This is a genomic window from Odoribacter laneus YIT 12061, assembly GCF_000243215.1.
GTDB lineage: Bacteria > Bacteroidota > Bacteroidia > Bacteroidales > Marinifilaceae > Culturomica > Culturomica lanea.
In genome coordinates this window covers 2,841,514-2,864,185 of the sequence record NZ_JH594596.1, presented here as the reverse complement: position 1 = coordinate 2,864,185, position 22,672 = coordinate 2,841,514, and the positions used below count along the sequence as shown (strand labels likewise).

The 22,672-nt window shown below is 38.4% G+C and carries 21 protein-coding genes; 10 read left to right on the top strand and 11 right to left on the bottom strand.

Features of this window, described 5'->3' with window-relative positions; translation table 11 throughout:
* Positions 1 to 11: 11 nt before the first annotated feature.
* The 3 genes from HMPREF9449_RS11870 to HMPREF9449_RS11860 form a co-directional block, all read right to left on the bottom strand.
* Positions 12 to 1,391: a PCMD domain-containing protein gene (locus tag HMPREF9449_RS11870; RefSeq protein ID WP_009137506.1), complete on the bottom strand. Its 1,380-nt coding sequence runs from the start codon at positions 1,389 to 1,391 to the stop codon at positions 12 to 14.
* Between the two features lie 158 nt (positions 1,392 to 1,549).
* The gene (locus HMPREF9449_RS11865; RefSeq protein ID WP_009137505.1) at positions 1,550 to 2,410 is read right to left on the bottom strand and encodes a VIT1/CCC1 transporter family protein; all 861 of its coding nucleotides are present in this window, start codon (positions 2,408 to 2,410) and stop codon (positions 1,550 to 1,552) included.
* A gap of 204 nt (positions 2,411 to 2,614) precedes the next feature.
* Complete coding sequence (locus HMPREF9449_RS11860) at positions 2,615 to 3,553, bottom strand: ribose-phosphate pyrophosphokinase (protein ID WP_009137504.1); 939 nt, start codon at positions 3,551 to 3,553, stop codon at positions 2,615 to 2,617.
* A 295-nt stretch (positions 3,554 to 3,848) separates the two neighbouring features.
* Between HMPREF9449_RS11860 and HMPREF9449_RS11855 the strand changes: the two genes are divergently transcribed.
* The 3 genes from HMPREF9449_RS11855 (at position 3,849) to HMPREF9449_RS11840 (ending at position 8,442) form a co-directional block, all read left to right on the top strand.
* On the top strand, positions 3,849 to 5,216 hold the full coding sequence (locus tag HMPREF9449_RS11855) for a dipeptidase (RefSeq protein WP_009137503.1): 1,368 nt from the start codon (positions 3,849 to 3,851) through the stop codon (positions 5,214 to 5,216).
* Between the two features lie 278 nt (positions 5,217 to 5,494).
* The gene (lepA, locus tag HMPREF9449_RS11845; protein ID WP_009137502.1) at positions 5,495 to 7,282 is read left to right on the top strand and encodes a translation elongation factor 4; all 1,788 of its coding nucleotides are present in this window, start codon (positions 5,495 to 5,497) and stop codon (positions 7,280 to 7,282) included.
* A gap of 386 nt (positions 7,283 to 7,668) precedes the next feature.
* Positions 7,669 to 8,442 carry a class I SAM-dependent methyltransferase gene (locus HMPREF9449_RS11840; RefSeq protein WP_009137501.1) on the top strand — a complete coding sequence of 258 codons (774 nt, stop codon included), beginning with the start codon at positions 7,669 to 7,671 and terminating at the stop codon, positions 8,440 to 8,442.
* A 162-nt stretch (positions 8,443 to 8,604) separates the two neighbouring features.
* On the opposite strand, the gene HMPREF9449_RS11835 is transcribed toward HMPREF9449_RS11840, so the two are convergent.
* A complete protein-coding gene (locus HMPREF9449_RS11835; protein WP_009137500.1) occupies positions 8,605 to 9,972 on the bottom strand; it encodes a TrpB-like pyridoxal phosphate-dependent enzyme in 1,368 nt (455 codons plus the stop codon).
* A 289-nt stretch (positions 9,973 to 10,261) separates the two neighbouring features.
* Here HMPREF9449_RS11835 and HMPREF9449_RS11830 point away from each other — a divergent pair, with 289 nt between their 5' ends.
* The 5 genes from HMPREF9449_RS11830 to HMPREF9449_RS11805 all read left to right on the top strand — a co-directional run bounded on the left by HMPREF9449_RS11830 (position 10,262) and on the right by HMPREF9449_RS11805 (position 15,272).
* Positions 10,262 to 11,341, top strand: a complete 1,080-nt coding sequence (locus HMPREF9449_RS11830) for an OmpA family protein (RefSeq protein WP_009137499.1) — start codon at positions 10,262 to 10,264, stop codon at positions 11,339 to 11,341.
* A 43-nt stretch (positions 11,342 to 11,384) separates the two neighbouring features.
* Positions 11,385 to 12,770 carry an MFS transporter gene (locus tag HMPREF9449_RS11825; protein WP_009137498.1) on the top strand — a complete coding sequence of 462 codons (1,386 nt, stop codon included), beginning with the start codon at positions 11,385 to 11,387 and terminating at the stop codon, positions 12,768 to 12,770.
* A 315-nt stretch (positions 12,771 to 13,085) separates the two neighbouring features.
* Complete coding sequence (locus tag HMPREF9449_RS11815) at positions 13,086 to 13,976, top strand: YitT family protein (protein ID WP_009137497.1); 891 nt, start codon at positions 13,086 to 13,088, stop codon at positions 13,974 to 13,976.
* A gap of 184 nt (positions 13,977 to 14,160) precedes the next feature.
* A complete protein-coding gene (locus tag HMPREF9449_RS11810; protein ID WP_009137496.1) occupies positions 14,161 to 14,649 on the top strand; it encodes an RNA polymerase sigma factor in 489 nt (162 codons plus the stop codon).
* Positions 14,650 to 14,660: 11 nt separating this feature from the next.
* Entirely contained in the window at positions 14,661 to 15,272 is a 612-nt protein-coding gene (locus tag HMPREF9449_RS11805; protein WP_009137495.1) for a hypothetical protein, read from the top strand.
* Positions 15,273 to 15,495: 223 nt separating this feature from the next.
* On the opposite strand, the gene HMPREF9449_RS11800 is transcribed toward HMPREF9449_RS11805, so the two are convergent.
* Both HMPREF9449_RS11800 and nadD read right to left on the bottom strand, forming a co-directional pair.
* Positions 15,496 to 16,506, bottom strand: coding sequence for a 2-hydroxyacid dehydrogenase (locus HMPREF9449_RS11800; protein ID WP_009137494.1), 1,011 nt, complete (start codon positions 16,504 to 16,506; stop codon positions 15,496 to 15,498).
* Between the two features lie 134 nt (positions 16,507 to 16,640).
* Positions 16,641 to 17,201, bottom strand: coding sequence for a nicotinate (nicotinamide) nucleotide adenylyltransferase (gene nadD / locus HMPREF9449_RS11795; RefSeq protein ID WP_009137493.1), 561 nt, complete (start codon positions 17,199 to 17,201; stop codon positions 16,641 to 16,643).
* Positions 17,202 to 17,442: 241 nt separating this feature from the next.
* Between nadD and HMPREF9449_RS11790 the strand changes: the two genes are divergently transcribed.
* Positions 17,443 to 18,051: a trimeric intracellular cation channel family protein gene (locus HMPREF9449_RS11790; protein ID WP_009137492.1), complete on the top strand. Its 609-nt coding sequence runs from the start codon at positions 17,443 to 17,445 to the stop codon at positions 18,049 to 18,051.
* A gap of 12 nt (positions 18,052 to 18,063) precedes the next feature.
* On the opposite strand, the gene gmk is transcribed toward HMPREF9449_RS11790, so the two are convergent.
* The 4 genes from gmk to HMPREF9449_RS11770 all read right to left on the bottom strand — a co-directional run bounded on the left by gmk (position 18,064) and on the right by HMPREF9449_RS11770 (position 20,801).
* Positions 18,064 to 18,630 (bottom strand): guanylate kinase, encoded by a 567-nt coding sequence (gene gmk, locus HMPREF9449_RS11785; protein ID WP_009137491.1) that lies wholly within the window; start codon positions 18,628 to 18,630, stop codon positions 18,064 to 18,066.
* A gap of 55 nt (positions 18,631 to 18,685) precedes the next feature.
* Entirely contained in the window at positions 18,686 to 19,564 is an 879-nt protein-coding gene (locus tag HMPREF9449_RS11780; protein ID WP_009137490.1) for a YicC/YloC family endoribonuclease, read from the bottom strand.
* Positions 19,565 to 19,685: 121 nt separating this feature from the next.
* The gene (locus HMPREF9449_RS11775; protein WP_009137489.1) at positions 19,686 to 20,453 is read right to left on the bottom strand and encodes an exodeoxyribonuclease III; all 768 of its coding nucleotides are present in this window, start codon (positions 20,451 to 20,453) and stop codon (positions 19,686 to 19,688) included.
* A 138-nt stretch (positions 20,454 to 20,591) separates the two neighbouring features.
* Complete coding sequence (locus HMPREF9449_RS11770; RefSeq protein WP_009137488.1) at positions 20,592 to 20,801, bottom strand: heavy-metal-associated domain-containing protein; 210 nt, start codon at positions 20,799 to 20,801, stop codon at positions 20,592 to 20,594.
* A gap of 309 nt (positions 20,802 to 21,110) precedes the next feature.
* On the opposite strand from HMPREF9449_RS11770, the gene HMPREF9449_RS11760 reads away from it, so the two are divergent.
* A complete protein-coding gene (locus tag HMPREF9449_RS11760; protein ID WP_009137486.1) occupies positions 21,111 to 21,836 on the top strand; it encodes an MBL fold metallo-hydrolase in 726 nt (241 codons plus the stop codon).
* 24 nt (positions 21,837 to 21,860) lie between these two features.
* On the opposite strand, the gene HMPREF9449_RS11755 is transcribed toward HMPREF9449_RS11760, so the two are convergent.
* The gene (locus HMPREF9449_RS11755; protein WP_009137485.1) at positions 21,861 to 22,538 is read right to left on the bottom strand and encodes an NUDIX hydrolase; all 678 of its coding nucleotides are present in this window, start codon (positions 22,536 to 22,538) and stop codon (positions 21,861 to 21,863) included.
* Between the last annotated feature and the right edge of the window lie 134 nt (positions 22,539 to 22,672).

Here is a 22,672-nt window from a genome sequence, read left to right as displayed (position 1 = left end):
TGTGCTTGTGATTAATAATTTATGGTAACATTATCTACCGTTAATGTACTTCCTTTGGCACCGATAAAATAATCTCCCTGACGACTGGATGTCATAACAATAGAAATATGTGTAGGTTCCAGATATTTGTAGGTAGAATTGTATTGAATGGGAATTGTATACTTATTCCAGTTTCGGTAGGAAGCATCTCCGGTCAAAATCAATTCTCCCATACCCAGTTCGATCAAACCGTCTACAGGTTTATCATGATATTCCAAGTCGCCTTCACCCTTCCAATAAAGGAGTTTTATCCATATCCGACCTTCGTCTATTCCCGAAATATCTTTTAGTTTATACTTACTGTCCCCTTCTTTTACGGATTGTTGAAATTTACTTCCCGGAGTATATTTCGCTTCTACTGAAACAGAAGTCGGACGTGTAATAAACGGTATACCAAAATAGGTCATTTTAGCCGGATCATTTAAAGCCGATAAGTTCATTTGAAAATAACCTGTAAAAATAGTTCCGGCAGTAATCAAATCTCCAATTCCGATCCCACTCAATTCCTGTATGCCTGTTGTCATTTGGGCTGCTTTCCCTCCGTTGTGTTCTACGGGGGTCGTCCCGGCTACAAACTGATTGTTAGCAGTTGCCCATCCTAAACCTTTTCCTGGTGTCGGATCGATATTTACATTTTTAGTTCCTTCTTTGATCCAACGTTCGAAATCACAATTTTCAATAGAAGGTACAATTTTAATGTTCCAGATTTTTGTATCATTATTATCTGCTAATAAAGTAATTTGTTTTTCGTTATCTGCAGGCGACTGAAAGGTAAACGAATCTCCTTCTTTATAATTCATATAGCTGGCTGTCGCCGTTTTCGTAATGGTAGGAGTGATGACCAAAGGCCAGGAAAATGTCTGCTTCAACGTAATTAAGATATTGTTGTCGCGTATCGTTACGGAATAACTGTCTTTGGGTAAATTGGGTACAAAAGAGAGGATTTCCGCATTTGGATTGTCGATAATACGGATGGTCGCTAAATGCGGTTGTCCGCTTTCTGAAATCATATAAAAAGTATGAAAAGTATATACATCATTGAATATAAACTCTTTCAAATTCAAGGGATTTTCATCTACGCTGATCATGTCGTCAGTAGTAGAGGAAAAGCGGATGTCTGCCGAAAGTTTTAAGGGAAAATTCTTTCGTCCGAATAAAAGGGGAATAGAGACATTACTGCCTTTATTGTCTTTTGTAATAGTGATATTGTTTTCGTCTATTTCTATTCCTTCAGAAATATTGGTAATCTGGAAAGAAACAATGGAAGCTTCATCACTGAGATTGTCTACTTTTGTACAGGAGGTGATAGAAAGCAGACAGGCCAATAAAAGATAAATATAATAATTGCGCATATATTCGTATTTTTATTTCACTAAATTTGATCTTAACTTTTTAAACCCTTGCGAGCTCTTATATATTTAAAATTCTATTATTAATATTAAAATAAGTTTTATTTTCAACAAAAAGTATGCCATCTCTGTCTAAAATGAGTGGGAAAATAATAGCGTTTTTACAATTCTATTCCGGTAAACAAGCGGAGGGCATATCCTATTCCGAAGCTGATGGCAGCAATTCCTAGGCTGATCAAGGCCATTTCTCCAAAACGTTTTTTAAAGCTTTCACTTCTTACAATAGAATAATAATAATTAAAAACAGCAATGATAACGAGTGCTCCGGTCAGACAAACCCCCAATGCCCAATAGACGTTTTTCATGAACACGAAAGGAGCAATGAGTACTATAACTGTAATGATATAGGCTATTCCGGTATAGATAGAAGCTTTAAATGCATTTTTATTTTCTTTTTCTGCCCGGGTAGATAAATATTCCGAAGCGGCCATGGATAAGGCTGCTGCAATACCTGTAATACCTCCCGTCAAGGCCACCAAATGGGGGTGTTGCAGAGCAAAAGTATAACCGGCTAAAGCACCGGTGAATTCTACCAAAGCATCATTGAGTCCTAAAACGACGGAACTCATATAATTCAGTCCTTCTTCGTCAATCAGTGAGATCAGTTTGGCTTCGTGGACTTCTTCTTCCGTAGCCATTTTTTGTATGTCTTCGTTTTTCCATTGCCGGTATACTTTTTGGGCGATGTCTTCCCCTTTTTCCATCAACTTAATGCCAAAAGTGAGGCCAAATAAGCGGGCTATCCAAACATAGCGGTTTACTTTCCATAACTGGGGAGCAGGTGTTTTTCCGGTGTATTTCTTTAAGGTATAGAAATGAGTAAGTTCCTCTTTAGCAAGTTCCGAAAGCACCTGACGGTTATGGCTATTTTTCTGTAAAGCAGCCAAGCGGGAATAAATGCGATGTTCTGTAATTTCGTTTATTTGAAAATCTGTAAGTTGCCGGATCTCCTCTTCACTCATATATCAACTTTAAGTTAAAAGTTCTTCTTCTCTCATTTTCCTGCAAAGGTACGAAATATAAAGAAGGGATTATCTAAAAAATGATCTTTTCTTGCTTTGTATCAAACGGATACGTTTTCATTTAATAAAAATCAACATAAAATCGTCCTTTTGATATCGTAATTTCAGATAATTTTAGATAGTCCCTTTCAAAATATGGAGAAATTATAGTATAAAATGATCACTGATTGATTTATGTTCGTACACATTGCGAATGGTCTCCGCAAACATATCAGCAACCGATATCGTTTTAATTTTGTGGGTTTGTTGTTTCAGCGGAATAGAATCGGTAAAAATAACTTCTTCCAAAGCTGATTCTTCAATTCTCTGGTAAGCTTGTCCGGAAAGCACAGCGTGGGTAGCTACAGCACGGACGGTTTTAGCTCCCATATTTTTTAGCATATCCGCAGCTTTACAAATGGTTCCGGCTGTGTCAATCATATCGTCGACAATGACGACATTTTTATTTTTTACATTTCCGATTGCTTTCATTTCCGCTACTTCATTCGGTCTTTCCCGGGTTTTATGACAAATCACTAAGTCGGAATTAAAAAATTTAGCCCAAGAATTTGCCCTTTTAGATCCGCCGATATCCGGAGAAGCAATAGCCAAATTATCTAAATTCAATGAACGGATATAAGGAGCCAGTACGGAAGACCCGTATAAATGATCGACAGGAATGTCGAAAAAGCCTTGAATCTGGTCGGCGTGCAAATCCATCGTCATGATTCGGTCCACCCCTGCAGCATGCAACATATTAGCGACTAATTTTGCTCCTATGGCAACACGGGGCCTGTCTTTGCGGTCCTGACGAGCAAAACCGAAATAAGGAATAACTGCTACTACTTTGTAGGCAGAAGCCCGTTTGGCCGCATCGATCATCATGAGCAATTCCATGAGATTATCACTGGGCGGAAATGTCGACTGTACGATAAATACATGATCCCCTCTTACTGTTTCATCATAAGCAGTAGCAAATTCTCCGTCACTGAAATTCAAAAAAGTTTTTTTACCCAATTCTAAACCAAGCGATTTAGCAATATTTTCAGCAATATATTTGCTGTTTTCTCCGGTAAAAATCTTGACTTCGGAAAGATCTGACATAAGATTATTTGATTCTTTAATTACACCTTCGCAAAAGTATATAATAAATCGGAAAACGGAAAAAGATTGGAGATTTATGATGGACGATTCCGGAAAGAAAAAAGAATGAATCTATAAAAAATTGACGATCAGTAAAATATAATAATATTCTGGTATAGGATGGGCGCATTGAGACCAGGATAGGGCTTAAAGGCTACGTGAAAGGAAAGATATTCCTTAGACATTTCTTATTCGTCTTTTATGTTTTATGGGAAAGCTTTTTTATCTTTACCGCAATCATTAAAAATTATAAAATATGAAAAAAATAAAAGAATACATCGAAAAGAATAAAGAACGTTTTATAGAAGAATTATTTGAATTGATCCGTATCCCTTCCATATCTTCGGAAGTAGAACATAAGCCGGATATGTATAAGTGCGCAGAAAAATGGAAAACGATTTTGCTGAACGCTGGGGCAGATAAGGCAGAGGTTTTTGAAACAGAGGGGAATCCTGTTACTTACGGAGAGAAAATAATTGATCCGGCTTTACCCACTGTATTGGTTTATGGCCATATGGATGTTATGCCGGTAGACCCGGTAGAACTATGGAATACAAAACCTTTTGAGCCGGTAATCAAGGATGGAAAAATATGGGCCAGAGGTGCTGATGATGATAAGGGCCAATGTTTTATGCATGCTAAGGCATTCGAATATATGGTACAAACCGGTAATTTGCCTTGTAATGTGAAGTTTATGATTGAGGGAGAGGAAGAGATTGGTTCTTCCAGTTTGCCGAAATTCTGTCAGGAGCACAAAGATTTGTTGAAAGCGGATATCATTTTGGTATCGGATACGGGTATGATTGCTCCGGATGTTCCTTCCATCACTTCAGGATTAAGAGGATTGGCTTATTGGCAGGTAGAAGTAACCGGACCTTGCCGGGATCTGCATTCCGGACTTTTTGGAGGTGCAGTAGCAAATCCCATTAATGTTTTGGCAAAGATGATTGCTGCTATGGTGGACGATAAGGGGCATATTACTATTCCCGGATTTTACGATGATGTTTTGGAAGTAAGTGCTGCTGAACGGGCTAAAATGGCCGAAGCTCCTTTTGATTTAGAAGCTTATAAGAAAGCGATCTGCGTAAAAGAGTTGTTTGGAGAAGAAGGATATACTACCAATGAAAGAACCGGTATCCGCCCGACTTTTGATGTATGCGGTATTTGGGGGGGGTATACCGGAGAAGGTTCAAAAACCGTATTGCCTTCAAAAGCGTTCGCTAAGATCAGCTGCCGTTTAGTGCCTAATCAGGACCATAAGAAAATTGCGACTTTATTTAAACAGTATTTTGAATCCATTGCTCCTGGCTATGTTAAAGTGGAAGTTACTCCTTTACATGGCGGACCGGCTTATGTATGTCCCATTGATTTACCGGCTTATAAAGCGGCTGAAAAAGCTTATGCCGACGTATATGGAAAAAATCCCGTGCCTTTCCGTTCAGGAGGAAGTATTCCCATTATTGCTGCTTTTGAAGAAATTTTAGGGATAAAATCCATTTTGATGGGATTCGGACTGGAATCCGATGCGATTCATTCCCCGAACGAGAATTTTCCTTTAGAACAATTTTTCAATGGGATTACGACTATTCCTCTGTTTTATAAATATTTTGCAGAAAAGAAATAATAAAATTTGAATAGTCGTCCGGAGGAAACAGAGCTTTCGACAAGCTTTGCTTCCTCCGATTTTTTAAAATTACTGGGTGTTTCTCTTTTGTCCGGAGTTTGTTTTTGATAAGTGGTTCTATCGTAAAAACAGTAAAAGAGAAAATTTCGTAAATGAGCAAAAGAAGGACCTCTTTCGGTAAAATAAAAAATCACTATCTTTACGGCCTGATTTTTTGTTTGGGCTTTTGAGAGTTCAGATGACAAAGAAGTATTAAGTTTCAGCCTAAAATTGAATATATGGAGAAGATCCGGAATTTCTGTATTATAGCACATATTGATCATGGAAAGAGTACGCTTGCCGATCGTTTGTTGGAATATACCGGGACGGTGACAGGTAAGGATTTGCAGGCGCAGGTTCTGGATGATATGGATCTGGAGCGGGAACGTGGGATTACGATAAAAAGCCATGCGATTCAGATGGACTATACTTATGAAGGACAAAAATATACCTTAAATCTGATTGATACGCCGGGGCATGTGGATTTTTCTTACGAAGTTTCCCGTTCGATAGCAGCTTGTGAAGGTGCTTTGCTTATCGTAGATGCAACTCAAGGCATTCAAGCCCAAACGATTTCCAATCTCTATTTGGCCCTCGAGAATAACTTGGAAATTATTCCGGTCTTGAATAAAATGGACATGCCGAATGCTATGCCCGAGGAGGTGAAAGATCAGATTGTGGAACTCATTGGATGTAAAAGAGAAGAAATCATAGAAGCCAGCGGAAAGACTGGTTTGGGGGTCGCCGAAATTTTACAGGCAATTATTACCCGTATTCCTCATCCCGAAGGATCTCCTACCCAGCCGTTACAAGCCCTTATCTTTGATTCAGAGTTCAATTCTTTCCGGGGAATTATTACATATTGCCGGATCATAAATGGGCGGCTGAAGACAGGGGATTTGGTGAAATTCGTCAATACGGGCAAAGAATACGTAGCGGATGAAATTGGAGTGCTTCGGTTGAGACCTGAGCCCCGTAATGAGTTGGAAACGGGGGATGTCGGTTATATTATTTCCGGGATAAAAACTTCTTCGGAAGTAAAGGTAGGAGATACGATTACTCATGTCGAGAATCCTTGTGATGTCGCTATAGATGGATTTGAGGAGGTAAAACCGATGGTATTTGCTGGTATTTATCCTATTGATGCTGAAGATTACGAAGATTTGAGAGCTTCTATCGAAAAATTGCAGTTGAACGATGCTTCCCTGACATTTGAACCGGAGTCTTCTGCGGCTTTGGGTTTTGGTTTCCGTTGCGGATTCCTGGGGATGCTACACATGGAGATTATACAAGAACGTTTGGACCGGGAATTTGATATGAACGTCATTACGACAGTGCCGAACGTTATGTATATCGCTCATACTACCAAGGGAGAAGTGTATGAAATGCATAATCCGTCTGATATGCCTTCTGCCAATGCACTTGATTTTATTGAGGAACCTTTTATACGGGCACAGATTATCACCCCGGCTGATTATATCGGACCGATTATGACTTTGTGTTTAGGAAAAAGGGGAATTCTGATCAATCAACAGTATCATACTGGGGGGCGGATTGAAATTACATACGAAATGCCTTTGGGCGAAATCGTATTTGATTTTTACGATAAATTAAAGAGTATCACCAAAGGGTATGCTTCTTTTGATTATTACCAAATCGGATACAGAAAGGCGAATCTGGTTAAACTGGATATTTTGTTGAACGGGGAGTCTGTAGATGCTTTGTCTGCTCTGATTCATTTCGACAATGCTTATGCTTTTGGCCGGCGTATATGCGAAAAATTGAAAGAGCTTATTCCCCGTCAGCAATTTGATATTGCTGTGCAGGCCGCTATCGGCGCAAAAGTAATTGCCCGTGAGACCATAAAAGCCGTTCGTAAAGATGTAACGGCCAAATGCTATGGTGGAGATATTTCCCGGAAAAGAAAATTACTTGAAAAACAGAAAAAAGGGAAAAAGCGGATGAAACAAATCGGAAATGTAGAGGTTCCCCAAAAAGCTTTTCTGGCAGTTTTAAAATTAGATTAAAGCTTTTATAAAGCTGTTTATCGGTAATAGCGGGTGGCCTGCTCCTATCGAAAGGAAGTTCCGGGATAGGAAGTACACCTCTTTAAATAAAAATAGGGGGAAAATACTCTAAGGATTCCAATGCTGTTAGAGAAGCGGTGTAAGAAATCGCACGCTTTCTTATTTCAAAAAAGTTTCGAGTGCAGGAGGATAGCCAAGGAAAATGGTTGAATGTTTAAATTCAAGAAGAATTCCGTAGAATAAATAACCTTCAGGTATTTTGCTAAGGTTATTTCCAATTTTGACTCGGGCCTATTTCTGTCGGGGTATTTCCTGTTGTATGTCAATGTTTCGTGATGAATCAGGTAAGCTCTACTCCTTAACTATCATATGAAAATTTAAATTTCATGAGTAACGAAAATAAATCAATTCAAGAATTCGACTATCCTTTAATTTGCGAATATTATGCAAATGTAGAACGACAGGGACCCGGTAGTCCGGAAATAACAGTTAAGGCTCTTGGTTTTATTGAACATCTGAATGCGCAATCTCGGATTGCAGATATTGGTTGCGGTACCGGTGGCCAAACGATGATATTAGCTGACCATATTCCGGGTCAGATTACTGGTTTGGATTTGTTCCCGGATTTCATCCGTATTTTCAACTATAATGCAAAGCGATTCAATTTTCAAGACCGGGTAAAAGGAATTGTCGGATCCATGGAGCATCTTCCGTTTAGAAAAGAGGAGTTCGACTTGATTTGGTCGGAAGGAGCTATTTACAATATCGGTTTTCAACGTGGGTTGAAAGAATGGCGGGAATATATTAAACCGGGTGGATATATTGCTGTTTCGGAAATTTCATGGTTCACCGATAAGCGCCCTGTTGAAATTTACGATTTCTGGACAAATGCTTATCCTGAAATAGATACTATTCCGAATAAAATAAGGCAAATGCAAGAAGCCGGATATATTCCTGTCGCCAGTTTTATCTTACCGGAAAATTGTTGGACGGAACATTTCTATCTTCCCCAAATAGAAGTGCAAAGGAATTTTCTGAAAAAGTATGCCGGTTGTAAAACGGCCGAAGAGTTTATAGAAAACCAACGCTTTGAAGTTCGGCTATACGATAGATATAAAGAATTTTATGGTTATGTATTCTATATAGGAAAGAAAATCTAAAGCATTCTATCGGAAAAATAACAGGAAAGGGTATTTCTGTTTTTTAATTTTGAAATAACCTTTCTTGTATGTTGGTACACCCGTTAGGAATAACGGGTGACGAGAAAGATATATTTATTTTTTAGTACTTCTTTCAATGATTTTAAATATACATATCTCGTTTTAGACCAGTTTTTCCAGTTTATCTATACTTTCGCGAATCGTCGTATCGGGCAGCTCGTAATTGATTAGATTGCCTGCGTTGTATTGATCGTAGGCGGTCATATCGATCAGGCCGTGTCCGGATAGATTGAATAAGATCGTTTTTTGTATCCCTTCTTTTTTTGCCTGTATGGCTTCCCGTATGGCAGAAGCTATAGCATGACAGGATTCCGGTGCCGGAATAATGCCTTCTGATTGTGCAAATAGAGTACCAGCTTTAAAAGATTCCAATTGAGGGATATCTACTGCTTCCATATATCCGTCCTTTTTTAACTGACTTACGATAGTACCTGCTCCATGATAACGCAATCCTCCGGCGTGTATATTTGCAGGGGCGAAATCATGTCCAAGCGTAAACATCGGTAATAAGGGAGTATAGCCAGCTTCATCTCCAAAATCGTATTGGAAAATGCCCCGGGTTAATTTCGGACAGGAAGAAGGTTCTGCAGCGATAAAACGTGTTTTTCTGCCTTCCAGTAAAGTATGACGCAGAAAAGGAAAAGAAATACCAGAAAAATTGGATCCACCTCCGAAGCAGCCGATAATAATATCCGGGTATTCTCCTGTCATTTCCATTTGCTTTTCGGCTTCCAGCCCGATTACCGTCTGATGAAGTGAAACATGGTTCAAAACGCTTCCTAAAGTGTATTTGCAATTCGGAGTTTGCAGGGCCAATTCAATGGCTTCGGAAATAGCTGTTCCTAAGCTTCCCTGGTGATAAGGATGCTCTGTCAGGATTTGACGTCCGGCCTTTGTCGACATACTCGGAGAGGCTATAACTTGGGCGCCGAATGTTTGCATGATAGAGCGCCGGTAAGGTTTTTGTTCATAGCTGATTTTTACCATATATACGGCTAGTTCCAATCCGAACGCTTTAGCGGCATAAGAAAGAGCTGCTCCCCATTGCCCTGCTCCGGTTTCTGTTGTAATATTCGTAATTCCCTGCTGTTTACAATAATAAGCTTGTGCCAAAGCTGAATTTAGTTTGTGGGAACCTACCGGACTTACACTTTCATTCTTAAAATAGATATGAGCCGGAGTATCCAATGCTTTTTCCAGACCGTAAGCCCGTACCAAAGGGGTACACCTGTATTTTTTATACTCTTCCCGGACGGCCTTCGGAATTTCAATCCATGTATCCGTCTGATTCATTTCTTGGCGGGAAACTTCTTCAGAAAAAATAGGATATAGATCTTCTGCTTTCAGCGGTTGTTTGGTGGCCGGATGCAATATAGGCATCGGTTTATTTTTCATGTCCGCTACGATATTATACCATGCTTTTGGAATTTCACTTTCCGGTAAAATAAATCTTTTTGTCTTTGTGTTCATCATCTCAAATTTTAGTGTTTATTATAAAAAAAACCGCAGGTGGATTACCTGCGGTTTTAACTATCTTGTCATATAGAATAGCTACGCCTCTCCACTTGTTTTGACAAATGAATGACGCCACCACCATATAGTTAATATTTGCTTCATTTTTCTCTTTTGTTTTGAGAGAGCAAAAGAAATAAAAAAGTATGAGAAATCAAAGAAGAAAAAAGAAAACTGAAAAAAGAGATTCATTTTCTTCTTTTCTAACTTTCTTTTCTTCTCTTCGTTTAAACCAAAAACAAGAGTGATGAAAACGATATATTATCTTTTTTTGATTTTTACTTTTTCTTTGTTTGCTTGTGGAAGTATAAAGGAAAAAAGTGGGAAATCTCCTTTGACTATTTCTCCTGTTCATCCGGAATTATTTGTCAATCAAAAGACAGATCCTTATACGATACGGGTGAAATATACTTTAAATATTCCGGCAGGTTTTCTTTCTGCTAAGGATCGGTTGGTATACGTCCCCCGGATGATAGCTCCGGGGCATGAATATGCCTTGAAACCACTCGTAGTGAGTGGAAGTAAATTCCGCAAGAAGCATCGGAAATTAGGGGAAAACAGTTTGCCTTCTGTTAATATATCAGAAGGCCGTAAATTTCAATGGATTGAGAGAAATATGCAAATTGAAATCGATGAAGTGGTCCCCTTTCAACTTTGGATGACGCAGGCGAAATTATTGGGTACTGCAATAGTAGAGACCCGGCATACTGTTAAGACTTTTACCCAAACTGTAGCGAATGGAATTGTGTATATCCCTTTGGGGCCCGGTCCGGTGCGGGTAAAATATGTTGAAAAAGAAATTCCGGTATCTCAGGAAATGATTTTTTATTTCCGCTATCCGGTGAATGTTTCTTTTCTTTATCCGGACCTGTCTGATAATCTGGAACAATTGAATAAGCTGGGTGACCTTTTGCTTCAGATTAAACATTCTCCTTCCCAGACTTTGGACCGGATTGTAATCACCGGAATGTCTTCTCCCGACGGTTCTCTTGCCTATAATGAAAGGTTGTCGATGAAAAGAGCGAATAATTTTTTACAATATCTGGAAAATACTTCCGGGCCGTTTAACATACGGATTGAAGTAAGGACAGAACCTCAGGATTGGCAAGGTTTTTTAAAACTGGTAGAGAAATCGGATATTCCTGATAAAAAAGCCGTTCTTTCTATTTTGAACAGTGACCGCACTGCGCAGCAAAAAAATAAAGCTCTTCAGCAATTGCCTCATTATAAATATTTGTTGGAGCATATTTATCCTCAGTTACAGCAAACCAGTTGTAGCGTCTATTACACGACCACAATGATAAAAACCATTCCGGTTCCGGAATAGAAGATAAGTTTTTACAAATGAATTTTTCTGATTTTTAGAATATATGACGAAGGATTTTGTGCAAGATGGTATCCCGAAACCTCAGCGGAATTGGGCAATGGCAGCTATTTCTGTCGGTATTTCTGTTGCTGTACTCGACGGGGCTATTGCCAATGTGGCTTTGCCTACGATTGCAGGAGATTTACACGTAAATCCAGCCAGTTCTATTTGGGTGGTCAATGCTTTTCAGTTGGCGGTCACCATTTCTTTATTGGCATTTTCTTCTTTAGGAGATTTGTGGGGATATAAAAAAGTTTATGTAGGCGGTTTGTTATTGTTTAGCACTACTTCTTTGATTTGTGCACTTTCTGATTCTTTTTGGACATTGGTTATTGCCCGGGGATTGCAAGGTTTCGGAGCCGCGGCGATTACCAGTGTAAATACGGCCTTGTTACGTATTATCTATCCAACTCGTTTATTGCCCAGAGGTATGGGAACGAATGCGCTGATAATAGCGGTGGCTGCTGCTGCCGGTCCGACAGTAGCTGCCGGAATCCTTTCCGTTGCGAATTGGCCTTGGTTGTTTGCTATAAATGTACCTATTGGATTGATTGCTTTTGGGTTAAGTGCAAAATTCCTTCCGGCTAATCCAGTTAAAGTGGAAGGACAACGTTTTGATGTTACAAGTGCTATTCTCAATGCCTTAACATTCGGACTTCTTATTTCTGTTATCGATGGATTTGCTCACGATATCCACTGGTATATTTTAATACCGGGAATCTTTGTTATGCTTACTATTGGTTATTTTTTTATACGGCGTCAATTACATCATCCCTTTCCTCTCTTACCTATCGATTTGATGCATAACCGTATCTTTTCTTTGTCTGTTGTTACCTCTGTCGTTGCTTTTATTGCACAGATGTTGGCTTTGGTTTCTATTCCTTTCTTTTTCCAGCGGGTATTGCATTTGAGTGAAGTGGCTACCGGACTTTTATTGACACCCTGGCCTTTAGCCACTATGATTTCAGCTCCTTTAGCCGGACGATTGATGAGTCGCATAAACGGGGGATTACTTGGAGGCATTGGTTTGGCAATATTTGGTTTGGCTCTTTGCTTATTGGCACTTTTACCCGCTCATCCTACTCATTTTGATATCATTTGGCGAATGGTTGTTGGAGGTATCGGCTTTGGAACTTTCCTTACGCCGAATAACAGTACTATTATTGCTTCTGCTCCTTCCAACCGAAGCGGAGGTGCCAGCGGAATGTTGGGAATGGCCCGTTTGCTGGGACAAACTATCGGAGCTGCTATTGCCGCCTTAATGTTTGCCTTCTTTCCGGGGAATAGCATGAAAATGTCCTTATTGTTTGGGGCTGGTATTGCTATTGTCTCGGCGATTGTAAGTAGCTTCCGAAAAACTACTGTAGGAATTTATAAAAAAACAAAGTAAATTTTTCTTCCTGACGAATAGAGAAAGTAAAAAAGTTTTTCTTTCCCGAGGGTATCGGGGAGGAGAAATCAGTCTTTCTCAATCGTTTTCGTTTGTTTAAAAGTTTTTGTATAAATATGCTATGGGTTGTATTATTATGCATTTTCGATAAAAATAAACAATTGTAATTCAGCTTTTTGTAGGTGTTGGTACAGCATAAAACAGCAAATTAATGCCAAAAACAATTTATAAATTTGTCCGCGTTGATGGTAAATCGAAAATGTTCGGAATACGGGTGCAAAAAATATAAAATAAAACTTAAAAATAAAATATTCTATGAGCTTTGTAACGAAAGAAAAATTGTTTTCAAAAGATTTTTTTATCACGTATAGTTGGTTATTGGGCGGTTGTTTTGTTTTTGCCTTAGGAGCTGTTCTTTTTGCAGAGCCTAATCGTTTTGCTCCGGGTGGAACATACGGATTGGCTATTGTTTTGCATCATTTATTAGGGTGGCGCACGGAATTGACTGCTTTGTGTATGGATGTGCCTCTTCTTTTGATCGGGATTTATTTTTTAGGTCCTAAGTTCGGTATCAAAACGGTGATATGTACTTTTGCCATTCCTTTATTTATGGGTTTGATACATGCAACTTATGGTTATGAAGCGCTTTTAGGGGAAAATCAACAGCTTTTATCTGCTATTTTTGGAGGAATTGTTTATGGGATCGGGATCGGAATGATTTTTAAATCGCGGGCGACTTCCGGGGGGTCGGATATTATAGCTATGATCTTAAATAAATACACTCATATCTCCTTGGGACAATTGGTTATCTTAGTGGATTGTACCATTACGCTGACGACTGTACTAGCATTTGGGGAATGGACGCTTCCGATGTATTCCTGGATTGTCGTCTTTATAGAAGGGAAGGTTATTGATGTGGTGCTGGAAGGCGGTTCCGTATACAAAACTCTGATGATCGTCACCAATAATGTAGAAGCTGTAAAAAAAGTTATTTTGCAGGATATAAACCGGGGAGCAACTTTACTCCCGGCTATAGGTATGTATCAGGGAGAAAGCCGGAATGTCGTATATACCGTGCTTACTCGCCGTGAAATGATGATCCTTCGTCATCGTATTCAGGAAATCGATCCGAATGCTTTTATCAATGTCATTGATTCTAAGGAAATTTTAGGACATGGTTTTAAACCTTTGATAGAGGAGAATTAAGGTCGTTATAGAAAATATTATCTTTTCGGACAGGAAACCTTGGAGAAATAAAATGATGTTCGTTATTATCCTGATTATTTGGTTTGTAAAACTAAATAATGAGGGGGAATTTTATTTTTAAAAAATAGGAAAGAGATTGTGATTTTTTCATGTTTTTTACGTCTAAGGGAGTAAAATCAGAAACATGGATAAACATAGTATCGAAAAAGAGTTTACAGCTTTGATACAGCAGTATCGCAATGTAATATGGAAAGTTTGTTATATTTATGCTAAGGACCGAGAGAATTTAAATGATCTCTATCAGGAAGCTATAATTAATCTTTGGAAGGGATTTCCGAAATTTCGAAAAGAAAGTAAGCCTTCTACTTGGATTTACCGGATTGCTTTAAATAGTTGTATTACTTTTTTTCGTCGCTTTTCCCGGCATCCTCAAACTCTACGACTTACTGAATCTTGGGATTTCGCTTATGAAGAAAATGTATTTTCTTCACAAATTCAAGAACTTTATGCTTTAATCCATTGCCTGGGAAATATCGAAAGGGCTCTTATTCTCCTTTGGTTAGAAGAAAAATCATATGCCGAAATTGCAATTATCACCGGCTTATCCCAGACAAATGTCGCTACAAAACTTTGTCGCATAAAGGAGAAACTCAAAAAAATGTCGAATCAATAAAATTTTTTATTATGGAACTGGAAGAACTGAAAAATAGGTGGATTATACTAGAGGATTGTTTAAAAAATAATGAAAAGATTAACGAGCATTTACTCTATACTTTGTTTACTGAGCGTACTCATTCTGCCTGGAATAGATTGATCAGTTATGAAGTTTTATCTCTAGTGATTATTACAGTAATATTTTTTATTGTCATTTTGAAACACCACTTGATGAATGTCCTTTGTCACGGAGCTCCTTGTGCGGAAATGTTAGGGGGGATTTGTATTTTAGGTTTTTTATGGCAGGCTCTGAAAATAATGTACTTGTTTCGTTGTGAAGCGACCACTTTTAATATACTGCAAACTTTAAAAAATATTACCTTGTATAAGAAATTGATTCGGATGGAGTTTTTGGTAGGAGGAATCGTTGGTATTTTTGTTCTTTCAATCGTTTTTTATTGGAAGAATCAACGTACTTCAGGGTTTTATCTGATTCCAGTGCTTGTATTTCTGATTTTAGCTGTTTTTTATTTTTGGTCTTATTATCGAATATACTTAAGAAATATTCAGGAAATCCGAAAGAATTTAAAGGAATTGAAAATGTTTCAGAAAGAAGAAACAGAAATTTATGATAAAGAATAGCTTTCTAAGGGTAAAAACTTCTTCCAAAAGTCAGGATTTTAACTTTTGGAAGAAAAATGTTCCTGGGCGAAGGAAGAAGTGCTATACAGATGGGTAGGACGAAAATCTTGGATGCATATCTATTTGTCAGAATTCATTTTTGTCTGTCAAAGATATGTAAGTTATTAATTCACAGGTGTTGAAAGTTGTTTATTTGTCCGGAAAAACTTTAGAGATAATCTTATTATTCGTTTGATTCGTTTTTAATTTCATTTTCCAGTGGTTTCCCTGCTGCGAAATCCTGTATGTTTTTTAGAGTAGTTTCTGCTATGTTCTTCAGGGCTTCTTTTGTAAAAAACCCCTGATGGGAAGTCACGATTACATTATTAAAGGAAAGCAGACGGGCCAATGTGTCATCGTCAATAATTTTGTCCGATTTGTCTTCATAAAAGTAAGGTCCTTCTTCTTCGTATACATCTAAGCCTGCTGCTCCTATTTTTTTGTTTTTTAAACCTTCTATCAAGTCTTCTGTACGGATCAGTTGTCCACGGCCGGTGTTGATGATCATAACGTTATCTTTCATGGCTGAGATGGAATCCTCGTTGATCATATGCCGGGTTTGATCTGTCAGGGGGCAATGCAGAGAAATAATGTCGGAATGGTGGTAAAGATCAGATAAAGACGTATAAGTAAATTGTAATTCCTCTACAATTTTTGCATCCGGATAGATATCATAGGCTAATATGTTCATTCCAAAACTCTTAAGGATTTGAATAAGGATACGGGCAATTTTCCCTGTGCCGATAATACCTACTGTTTTCCCATGCATGTCGAATCCCATTAAGCCGTGTAAAGAAAAATTTCCGTCACGGGTACGCCAATAAGCCCGGTGAATTTTCCGATTCAGAGACAGCATAAGAGCTAAAGCATATTCTGCGACGGCATAAGGGGAATAAGCAGGTACCCGTACTATCGGTAGTTTTCCTGCAGCAGCCTTTAAATCTACATTGTTAAAGCCTGCCGAGCGAAGGGCTAATAGCTTCACTCCATTGTCCACCAAAGTATTGATGATTGCTGCATTCGCTATATCATTGACAAAAATACAAACTGCATCTGCTCCTTGGGTAAGGACGACATTATTTTCATTGAGATGGCCTTTGTAATAACGGATATCAAATCCGTAATCATCATTTGCCTTGTCGAAAAATGTTTTATCGTAAGGTTTAGTGTCAAAAAAAGCAATCTTGTATGTCATAAGGATGAAAGAGTTAGTTTGGAGAGATAACGTAATTTGTCTGGGTCCGGATACAAGATATTTGTTAAAAATATTGATATCGTATATTTTTATTTAAGTGGAGAACAACATTTTGCTTATTTTTTACAGGATTTTTATAGATAGTATGTCTCAATCAACTTCAGTGCAGCAGAAGGGACCAGAGCGCTGATATCTTTTCCTTCCCGGATCATTTGCCGGATTTCTGTAGAGGAAATCTTGGATAAGGGAGCTTTTATCCTCACTAAATTGGGGAAATAAATATTGGTGGTATGAACAGAAGGCCGGGGATAAACATATATAAGATAGGTAGCGGCAATCCGTTCGTGCTCTCTCCAGAGATGAAAATTTTTTAAGTTGTCTTCACCAATAATCAAGGCGAATTTTTTATCTGGATAGAGGTTTGAAAGTTTCTGAAGGGTATCGATTGTGTAAGAGGGTCTCGGCATGTTGAATTCGATATTACAGGCTTTTAGCTGAGGATGGGCATTTAAAGCGGCTTCCACCATTTTTAGCCGTAAATTCTCTTCCAGGAGGTGAATTTCTTGTTTAAAGGGATTTTGCGGACTGATAATAAACCAGATTTCTTCACAATATTGCTGTTGAAGAATATATTCCGCAATGTTCAGATGTCCGTTATGTATCGGATTAAAAGATCCGAAAAAAAGTCCTGTCATATGTCGTCTGTAAAATAAACTGAGTTTTCTCTTTCCTTTTGCTTCTTTCCCTTAAGAAAAGAAGCAAAAAATCGAAAGCTATGAATAGCGGTAAAAATCCGGTTTTATATAGCATTTCAAATATATAATTTTATTATTACTTTTGCGTCCGCTAAAAATAAAAAGAGAAAGAAAGTACTGCAATGGAGGAGAGAAAAATGTTTAAACGAGTATCTTTTATTTGTAGTTCAAAATAGTACCTATGATAGATTTTATTACCATTATTGATTATATCGGAACTTTTGCTTTTGCCATTAGCGGTATCCGATTGGCTTCGGCGAAACAATTTGATTGGTTTGGTGCTTATGTGGTGGGATTAGCTACGGCAATCGGAGGAGGAACGATCCGGGATATTTTATTAGGAGTCACTCCCTTTTGGATGACTCAACCTGCCTATATGATTGTGACGGGTTTAGCTTTGGTGTTTGTGATTGTTTTTGGGAAATATGTCATTCGTTTGAATAATACGTTTTTTATTTTTGACGCTATCGGCTTGGGGTTATTTGCTGTGGTCGGAATAGAGAAAAGTCTGACTTGTGGTTTTGCTTTTTGGGTGGCTATTATTATGGGAATGACAACCGGAGCTGCCGGAGGAGTGATCCGGGATGTCTTTATTAATGAGGTTCCTTTGATTTTCCGGAAAGAGATCTATGCTTTAGCTTGTGTATGGGGAGGTTTGGTGTTTTACATTTGCATGTGGCTGGGATTGCCGGCAGCTTTGACACAGTTAATCTCCGCCATAGGGGTAATTTTAGCCCGACTGTTGGCTGTGAAATATCATATCAGTTTACCCGTTTTAAAGGGATTATAGAAAAAATTACGGTTACCGGGCTAAAAACGCTTTGACTTTTTGTTCTGCCTCTTTTTGTGCCGTTTCTAAATTGTCGTTGACAATAATCGTGTCGAATTGACTGGCAAAGGACATTTCATATTCCGCTTTGGCTATTCGTTCCTCGATTTTTTCGGGACTATCTGTGGCTCGGGAGATAAGTCGTTTTTTCAGTATATCGATAGAAGGTGCTTGTATAAATATAGAAAGTGCTTGGTCCCCGAATTTCTTTTTAATATTTACTCCACCCTTTACATCTACGTCGAATAAAACTGCCTGTCCTTTTGCCCAGATTCGTTCTACTTCTTTTTGTAAGGTACCGTAAAAACAGCCCGGGTATACCTCTTCCCATTCTAAAAATTCATGGGCTGCGATCTTTTTTTTGAAATCGTCCTGGGTAAAAAAATAATACTCTTTTCCGTGTTGTTCCTTTCCTCTGGGAGGTCGGCAGGTGGCCGAAATAGAAAATTCTAATCCTAAATTTTTACTTAAAAGATAATTGACAATTGTACTTTTACCTGCTCCGCTCGGAGCTGAAAAAATGATTACTTTTCCTGTCATTTCGATGTTTATTGAAATATGTCAAATTTTTAGGCCTGCTATTCCGGTGTTTGTATTATAAAATGTTTAAACTTTGTTCTTTGATTTTTTCCAATTCGTCTTTCATATGTACTACCAGTTTCTGGATATCGTGATCGTTGGCTTTCGATCCCATTGTATTAATTTCCCTGCCGATTTCCTGAGCGATAAATCCCAATTTACGTCCTGGGGCTTCTTCTTTTTCTACTGTTTCTATGAAATACTGGCAATGATTGGCTAAACGTACTTTTTCTTCTGTGATGTCCAGCTTTTCCAAATAATAGATAATTTCTTGCTCCATCCGGTTCTGGTCGATATTCTGAATTTCCTGCCATTCTTTCATTTTCTCCTGCAACCGCTGTCTTACTCCTTCGATACGTTTTCCTTCGTATTGAGGTACTTCTGCTGCGTAAGCCTTTATCAAATCAATGCGGTGTAAAATATCTTTTATTAAAACTTCCCCTTCCCGTTTGCGGAATAAATCTGTCATTTCCAGTGCTTTTTCCGTCCCGGCTTTTAGTTGCAGCCATTCTGCTTCATCTAATTCTTCTGAAGGTTGTTTGAGTGTATCCGGAAAACGCATGATCGTTTGTAACAGTTCGTTATTGTTGATTTGAACTCCTAACGTATTTGCAACCTCCAGCATTTGTTTGAAATATTGTTCCACGACAAGCGAATTAATGCTCACTGCTTTTTCCGTTTCGGAATTGTCAAAATAAATACAGACGTCAATTTTACCTCTTTCCAGCCAATTTTTAATAAGATTGCGGATTTCCATTTCTTTTTCTTTATAAAGATTGGGGATCCGGAGATTAATATCGAGTTGTTTGGAATTTAAACTTTTGACTTCGATGACGATTTTTTTATTTCCGGTTTCTATTGTCATTTTTCCGAAACCGGTCATGGATTTTATCATAATATGTCGTATTTATTTTGCTGCAAAAATAACGATTTGTTTGTAAATAATAGTTTTGTACTCTACATTTGACAATACCGTTGTAGAAAAGGTTTATCAAACACCTCTTTTCAAATGTCATTCAGCAATTTAATTCCAGTACGGCCGGACAATGATCGGAATGTTTGATCTGAGGTAAAATAGAGGCATCTTTTAACAAAGGGCGTACTGCCGGACTTGCCATGCAATAATCGATACGCCATCCTTTGTTGTTTGCCCGGGCATTTGCCCGAAAGCTCCACCAGGTGTAATGATGAGGTTCTTCTTGATGAAAGTAGCGGAAAGTATCGATAAAACCGCTTTCCAGAAAGCGACTCATCCATTCCCGTTCTTCCGGTAAGAAACCGCTATTGTGGGCATTACGGACCGGATCGTGAATATCTATGGGACGATGACAGATATTATAATCTCCGCAAAGCACTAATTGAGGCCGGGTTTGTATTAATTCCAGTACGTAGTTTTGAAAATCTTCCAGCCATTTCATTTTGAAAGCTTGTCTTTCTTCTCCGGAAGTTCCAGAAGGATGATAAACACTTACGACAGACAGTTCTCCGTAATCTGCTCTTAAAAAGCGACCTTCGTCATCGTATTGAGGCATTCCCATTCCGCTGATGACCCGATCCGGAATATTTTTTGTAAGGATGGCGACTCCGCTATAGCCTTTTTTCTTGGCAGAGAAAAAATAAGAGTGATATCCTAACATTTCGAATTCCAAAGTCGGAATCTGATCCGGCTGGGCTTTTGTTTCCTGAAGACAGACAATATCCGGTTGTTCGTTGGTGAGCCAATCTGTAAAACCTTTGGAAAGAGCACTTCTGAGCCCGTTGACATTATAAGTAATAATTTTCATCTATTTTGAAGTTAGGGATACAAAAATGAAGAATTAATTTTAAGGAGAGATGTTTTAAAAATATAATTCCCTCTCCTCCGGCATAGCAGCATTCGCCTTTGGGTTAAAAAAGTGAACGACAGCTTCCTTTTAGGTTATTTATTTCAGTATTTCAGCTTTAAATCCTGCTTTTTGTAAGGCTTGAATAATTTTTTCCTCCGGACAATCACTTTGTACGGTCAATATTTTATCTGTTCCCGAAAGATCAAAAGCCCATTGATCTTCTGAAATAATTTGATTTAAAAAAGGTTTGATTTTAGCCACACAGCCTTGACATTTGGCTGTTGTTTTAAATTTACGCGTTTCCATATTTTTAAGTCTTAAACTTTTTGTAAAGATAATGGAAAAGTTTGAAAAGTAAGAACAGCATTTTTTCGTTTTGTCTTTTACTTTTCGATAGGTCTTTGCATAAGCTTATAGGTCAAAAAGAGTTCAGGCCTCCGAACTCTTGAATGTGGAAGGGATCAATTCAGAACGTTCGTTTGGTTCATACACTTTCTGGGAAAGGAATGGGGCCGGTAAAAGAACTTTTGCACCAGATGGATCGTAAAATATTTCGTTTTTTGTTATCCGGTTATTCTTTCGTTTTTGTATCTTTAGACAATAAAAAAATGACCGATGAAAAATGGAATAATAATGATGTGTTGTTTACTAAGTACGATGACCACTAAGGCGAATTCCTTCGAGACCGATACTTTTACTACAAAAGAGGGGAAAAAACTGGAAATAACGTTTATCAAGCACGCGAGTCTGATGTTTTTATATGACGGACATGTTATTCAGGTAGATCCGATTTCAGCATATGCCGATTATACGAAGTTCCCGAAAGCGGATATTATTTTAATTACGCATGAACATTACGATCATCTGGATCCGAAAGCTATTGCCGCTGCTGAAAAGGAAGGAACGATATTGGTCAGTAACCCTTCCTCTTATCAGCAATTACAGAAAGGCAGGGTGATGAAAAATGGAGACCGGGAGCAATTGACCCCTTACCTGTTTTTAGAAGCTGTACCGGCTTATAATACGACTCCGGGACGGGATAAATTTCATCCTCGGGGACGGGATAATGGATATATTCTCACTTTGGGAGGAACACGCATTTACATTGCAGGAGATACGGAAGATATTCCGGAAATGCAGGATTTGAAAAATATTGATATTGCTTTTTTGCCTGTTAATCAGCCTTATACGATGACCGTTCCTCAGGCTGTCAGAGCGGCAAAATGGATTAAACCGCGGATTTTATATCCTTACCATTATGGGGAAACCCCTATTCGTGAACTACAGCAACAATTGAAAGATGAGCCTTCGATAGACGTAAGAATCCGGCAGCTGCAATAAATATTTTAGAAAAAAGCTATTTACTTATTGGGGAAATGCAGGAGGATTCTGATAAAATTCTTTTTGGTTTTTTGTGATCTCGATATGTCGGGTATTATCTTTCATAATTTGCTCCATCTCATAGATGATCATAGCCGTTGCTCCCCAGATGAAGTATTCGCCTATCCGATATCCGGGAGCTATGATTTTATGATCGTGCCGGGAAAAAGAGGAGGTAGATTTGTGATCCGGATTAAACAATACGCTCAAAGGGATAGAAATAACTTTTTCTACTTCGTTTGGAGAGAGGGTAAATGCCGGTTTTTGAAGTACAGTACCTACAATGGGAGTAATATTGTAATTACTCAGGGGAATATACAGTTCGCTTAAAGTTCCCAGAATTGAAATTTCTTTGGAGGAAACTCCGATCTCTTCTTCGCACTCCCGTAATGCTGTTTCTATCGCGTCTTTATCGCAAAGTTCCATTTTCCCGCCGGGTAGGGCTATTTGTCCGGCATGGTATCTTCCCCGGTTTGTGCGTTGGATAAAAGGAATAGCCAATTCGTTATTATCCGGCATAATCAATATCAGAACGGCGCTTTTAATCGGAGGCCCTGAATGTATACCTTCGAAACCTTCTATAATTTTAGGACGGGGAGCCATTCTGTTTTGAACCTTTTGGCCGGGTAGAGTAGAATACAAAGCTGTTTTTATTCGAGCCATGGCGATAGACAAATTTGATGAAAAAGAAAGTTTAAATGTTCAAGTGTTTAAAAGAGGAATCAAGAACATTTTTCTGTTCCTCTTCCTTTCAAAAAACTCTCGTACAATAAAAAGCTTTTTTATTTAAACACTTA

What these genes read in the sequence shown, in the direction of transcription:
- HMPREF9449_RS11825 (WP_009137498.1), top strand. Translation starts at nt 11,385, where the DNA reads ATGACGAAGGATTTTGTGCAAGATGGTATCCCGAAACCTCAGCGGAAT.
- nadD (WP_009137493.1), bottom strand. Translation starts at nt 17,201, where the DNA reads ATGACAGGACTTTTTTTCGGATCTTTTAATCCGATACATAACGGACAT.
- HMPREF9449_RS11830 (WP_009137499.1), top strand. Translation starts at nt 10,262, where the DNA reads ATGAAAACGATATATTATCTTTTTTTGATTTTTACTTTTTCTTTGTTT.
- HMPREF9449_RS11840 (WP_009137501.1), top strand. Translation starts at nt 7,669, where the DNA reads ATGAGTAACGAAAATAAATCAATTCAAGAATTCGACTATCCTTTAATT.
- HMPREF9449_RS11870 (WP_009137506.1), bottom strand. Translation starts at nt 1,391, where the DNA reads ATGCGCAATTATTATATTTATCTTTTATTGGCCTGTCTGCTTTCTATC.
- HMPREF9449_RS11815 (WP_009137497.1), top strand. Translation starts at nt 13,086, where the DNA reads ATGAGCTTTGTAACGAAAGAAAAATTGTTTTCAAAAGATTTTTTTATC.
- HMPREF9449_RS11855 (WP_009137503.1), top strand. Translation starts at nt 3,849, where the DNA reads ATGAAAAAAATAAAAGAATACATCGAAAAGAATAAAGAACGTTTTATA.
- HMPREF9449_RS11755 (WP_009137485.1), bottom strand. Translation starts at nt 22,538, where the DNA reads ATGGCTCGAATAAAAACAGCTTTGTATTCTACTCTACCCGGCCAAAAG.
- HMPREF9449_RS11775 (WP_009137489.1), bottom strand. Translation starts at nt 20,453, where the DNA reads ATGAAAATTATTACTTATAATGTCAACGGGCTCAGAAGTGCTCTTTCC.
- HMPREF9449_RS11800 (WP_009137494.1), bottom strand. Translation starts at nt 16,506, where the DNA reads ATGACATACAAGATTGCTTTTTTTGACACTAAACCTTACGATAAAACA.
- HMPREF9449_RS11860 (WP_009137504.1), bottom strand. Translation starts at nt 3,553, where the DNA reads ATGTCAGATCTTTCCGAAGTCAAGATTTTTACCGGAGAAAACAGCAAA.
- HMPREF9449_RS11865 (WP_009137505.1), bottom strand. Translation starts at nt 2,410, where the DNA reads ATGAGTGAAGAGGAGATCCGGCAACTTACAGATTTTCAAATAAACGAA.
- HMPREF9449_RS11770 (WP_009137488.1), bottom strand. Translation starts at nt 20,801, where the DNA reads ATGGAAACGCGTAAATTTAAAACAACAGCCAAATGTCAAGGCTGTGTG.
- HMPREF9449_RS11810 (WP_009137496.1), top strand. Translation starts at nt 14,161, where the DNA reads ATGGATAAACATAGTATCGAAAAAGAGTTTACAGCTTTGATACAGCAG.
- HMPREF9449_RS11805 (WP_009137495.1), top strand. Translation starts at nt 14,661, where the DNA reads ATGGAACTGGAAGAACTGAAAAATAGGTGGATTATACTAGAGGATTGT.
- lepA (WP_009137502.1), top strand. Translation starts at nt 5,495, where the DNA reads ATGGAGAAGATCCGGAATTTCTGTATTATAGCACATATTGATCATGGA.
- HMPREF9449_RS11835 (WP_009137500.1), bottom strand. Translation starts at nt 9,972, where the DNA reads ATGAACACAAAGACAAAAAGATTTATTTTACCGGAAAGTGAAATTCCA.
- HMPREF9449_RS11790 (WP_009137492.1), top strand. Translation starts at nt 17,443, where the DNA reads ATGATAGATTTTATTACCATTATTGATTATATCGGAACTTTTGCTTTT.
- HMPREF9449_RS11760 (WP_009137486.1), top strand. Translation starts at nt 21,111, where the DNA reads ATGAAAAATGGAATAATAATGATGTGTTGTTTACTAAGTACGATGACC.
- gmk (WP_009137491.1), bottom strand. Translation starts at nt 18,630, where the DNA reads ATGACAGGAAAAGTAATCATTTTTTCAGCTCCGAGCGGAGCAGGTAAA.
- HMPREF9449_RS11780 (WP_009137490.1), bottom strand. Translation starts at nt 19,564, where the DNA reads ATGATAAAATCCATGACCGGTTTCGGAAAAATGACAATAGAAACCGGA.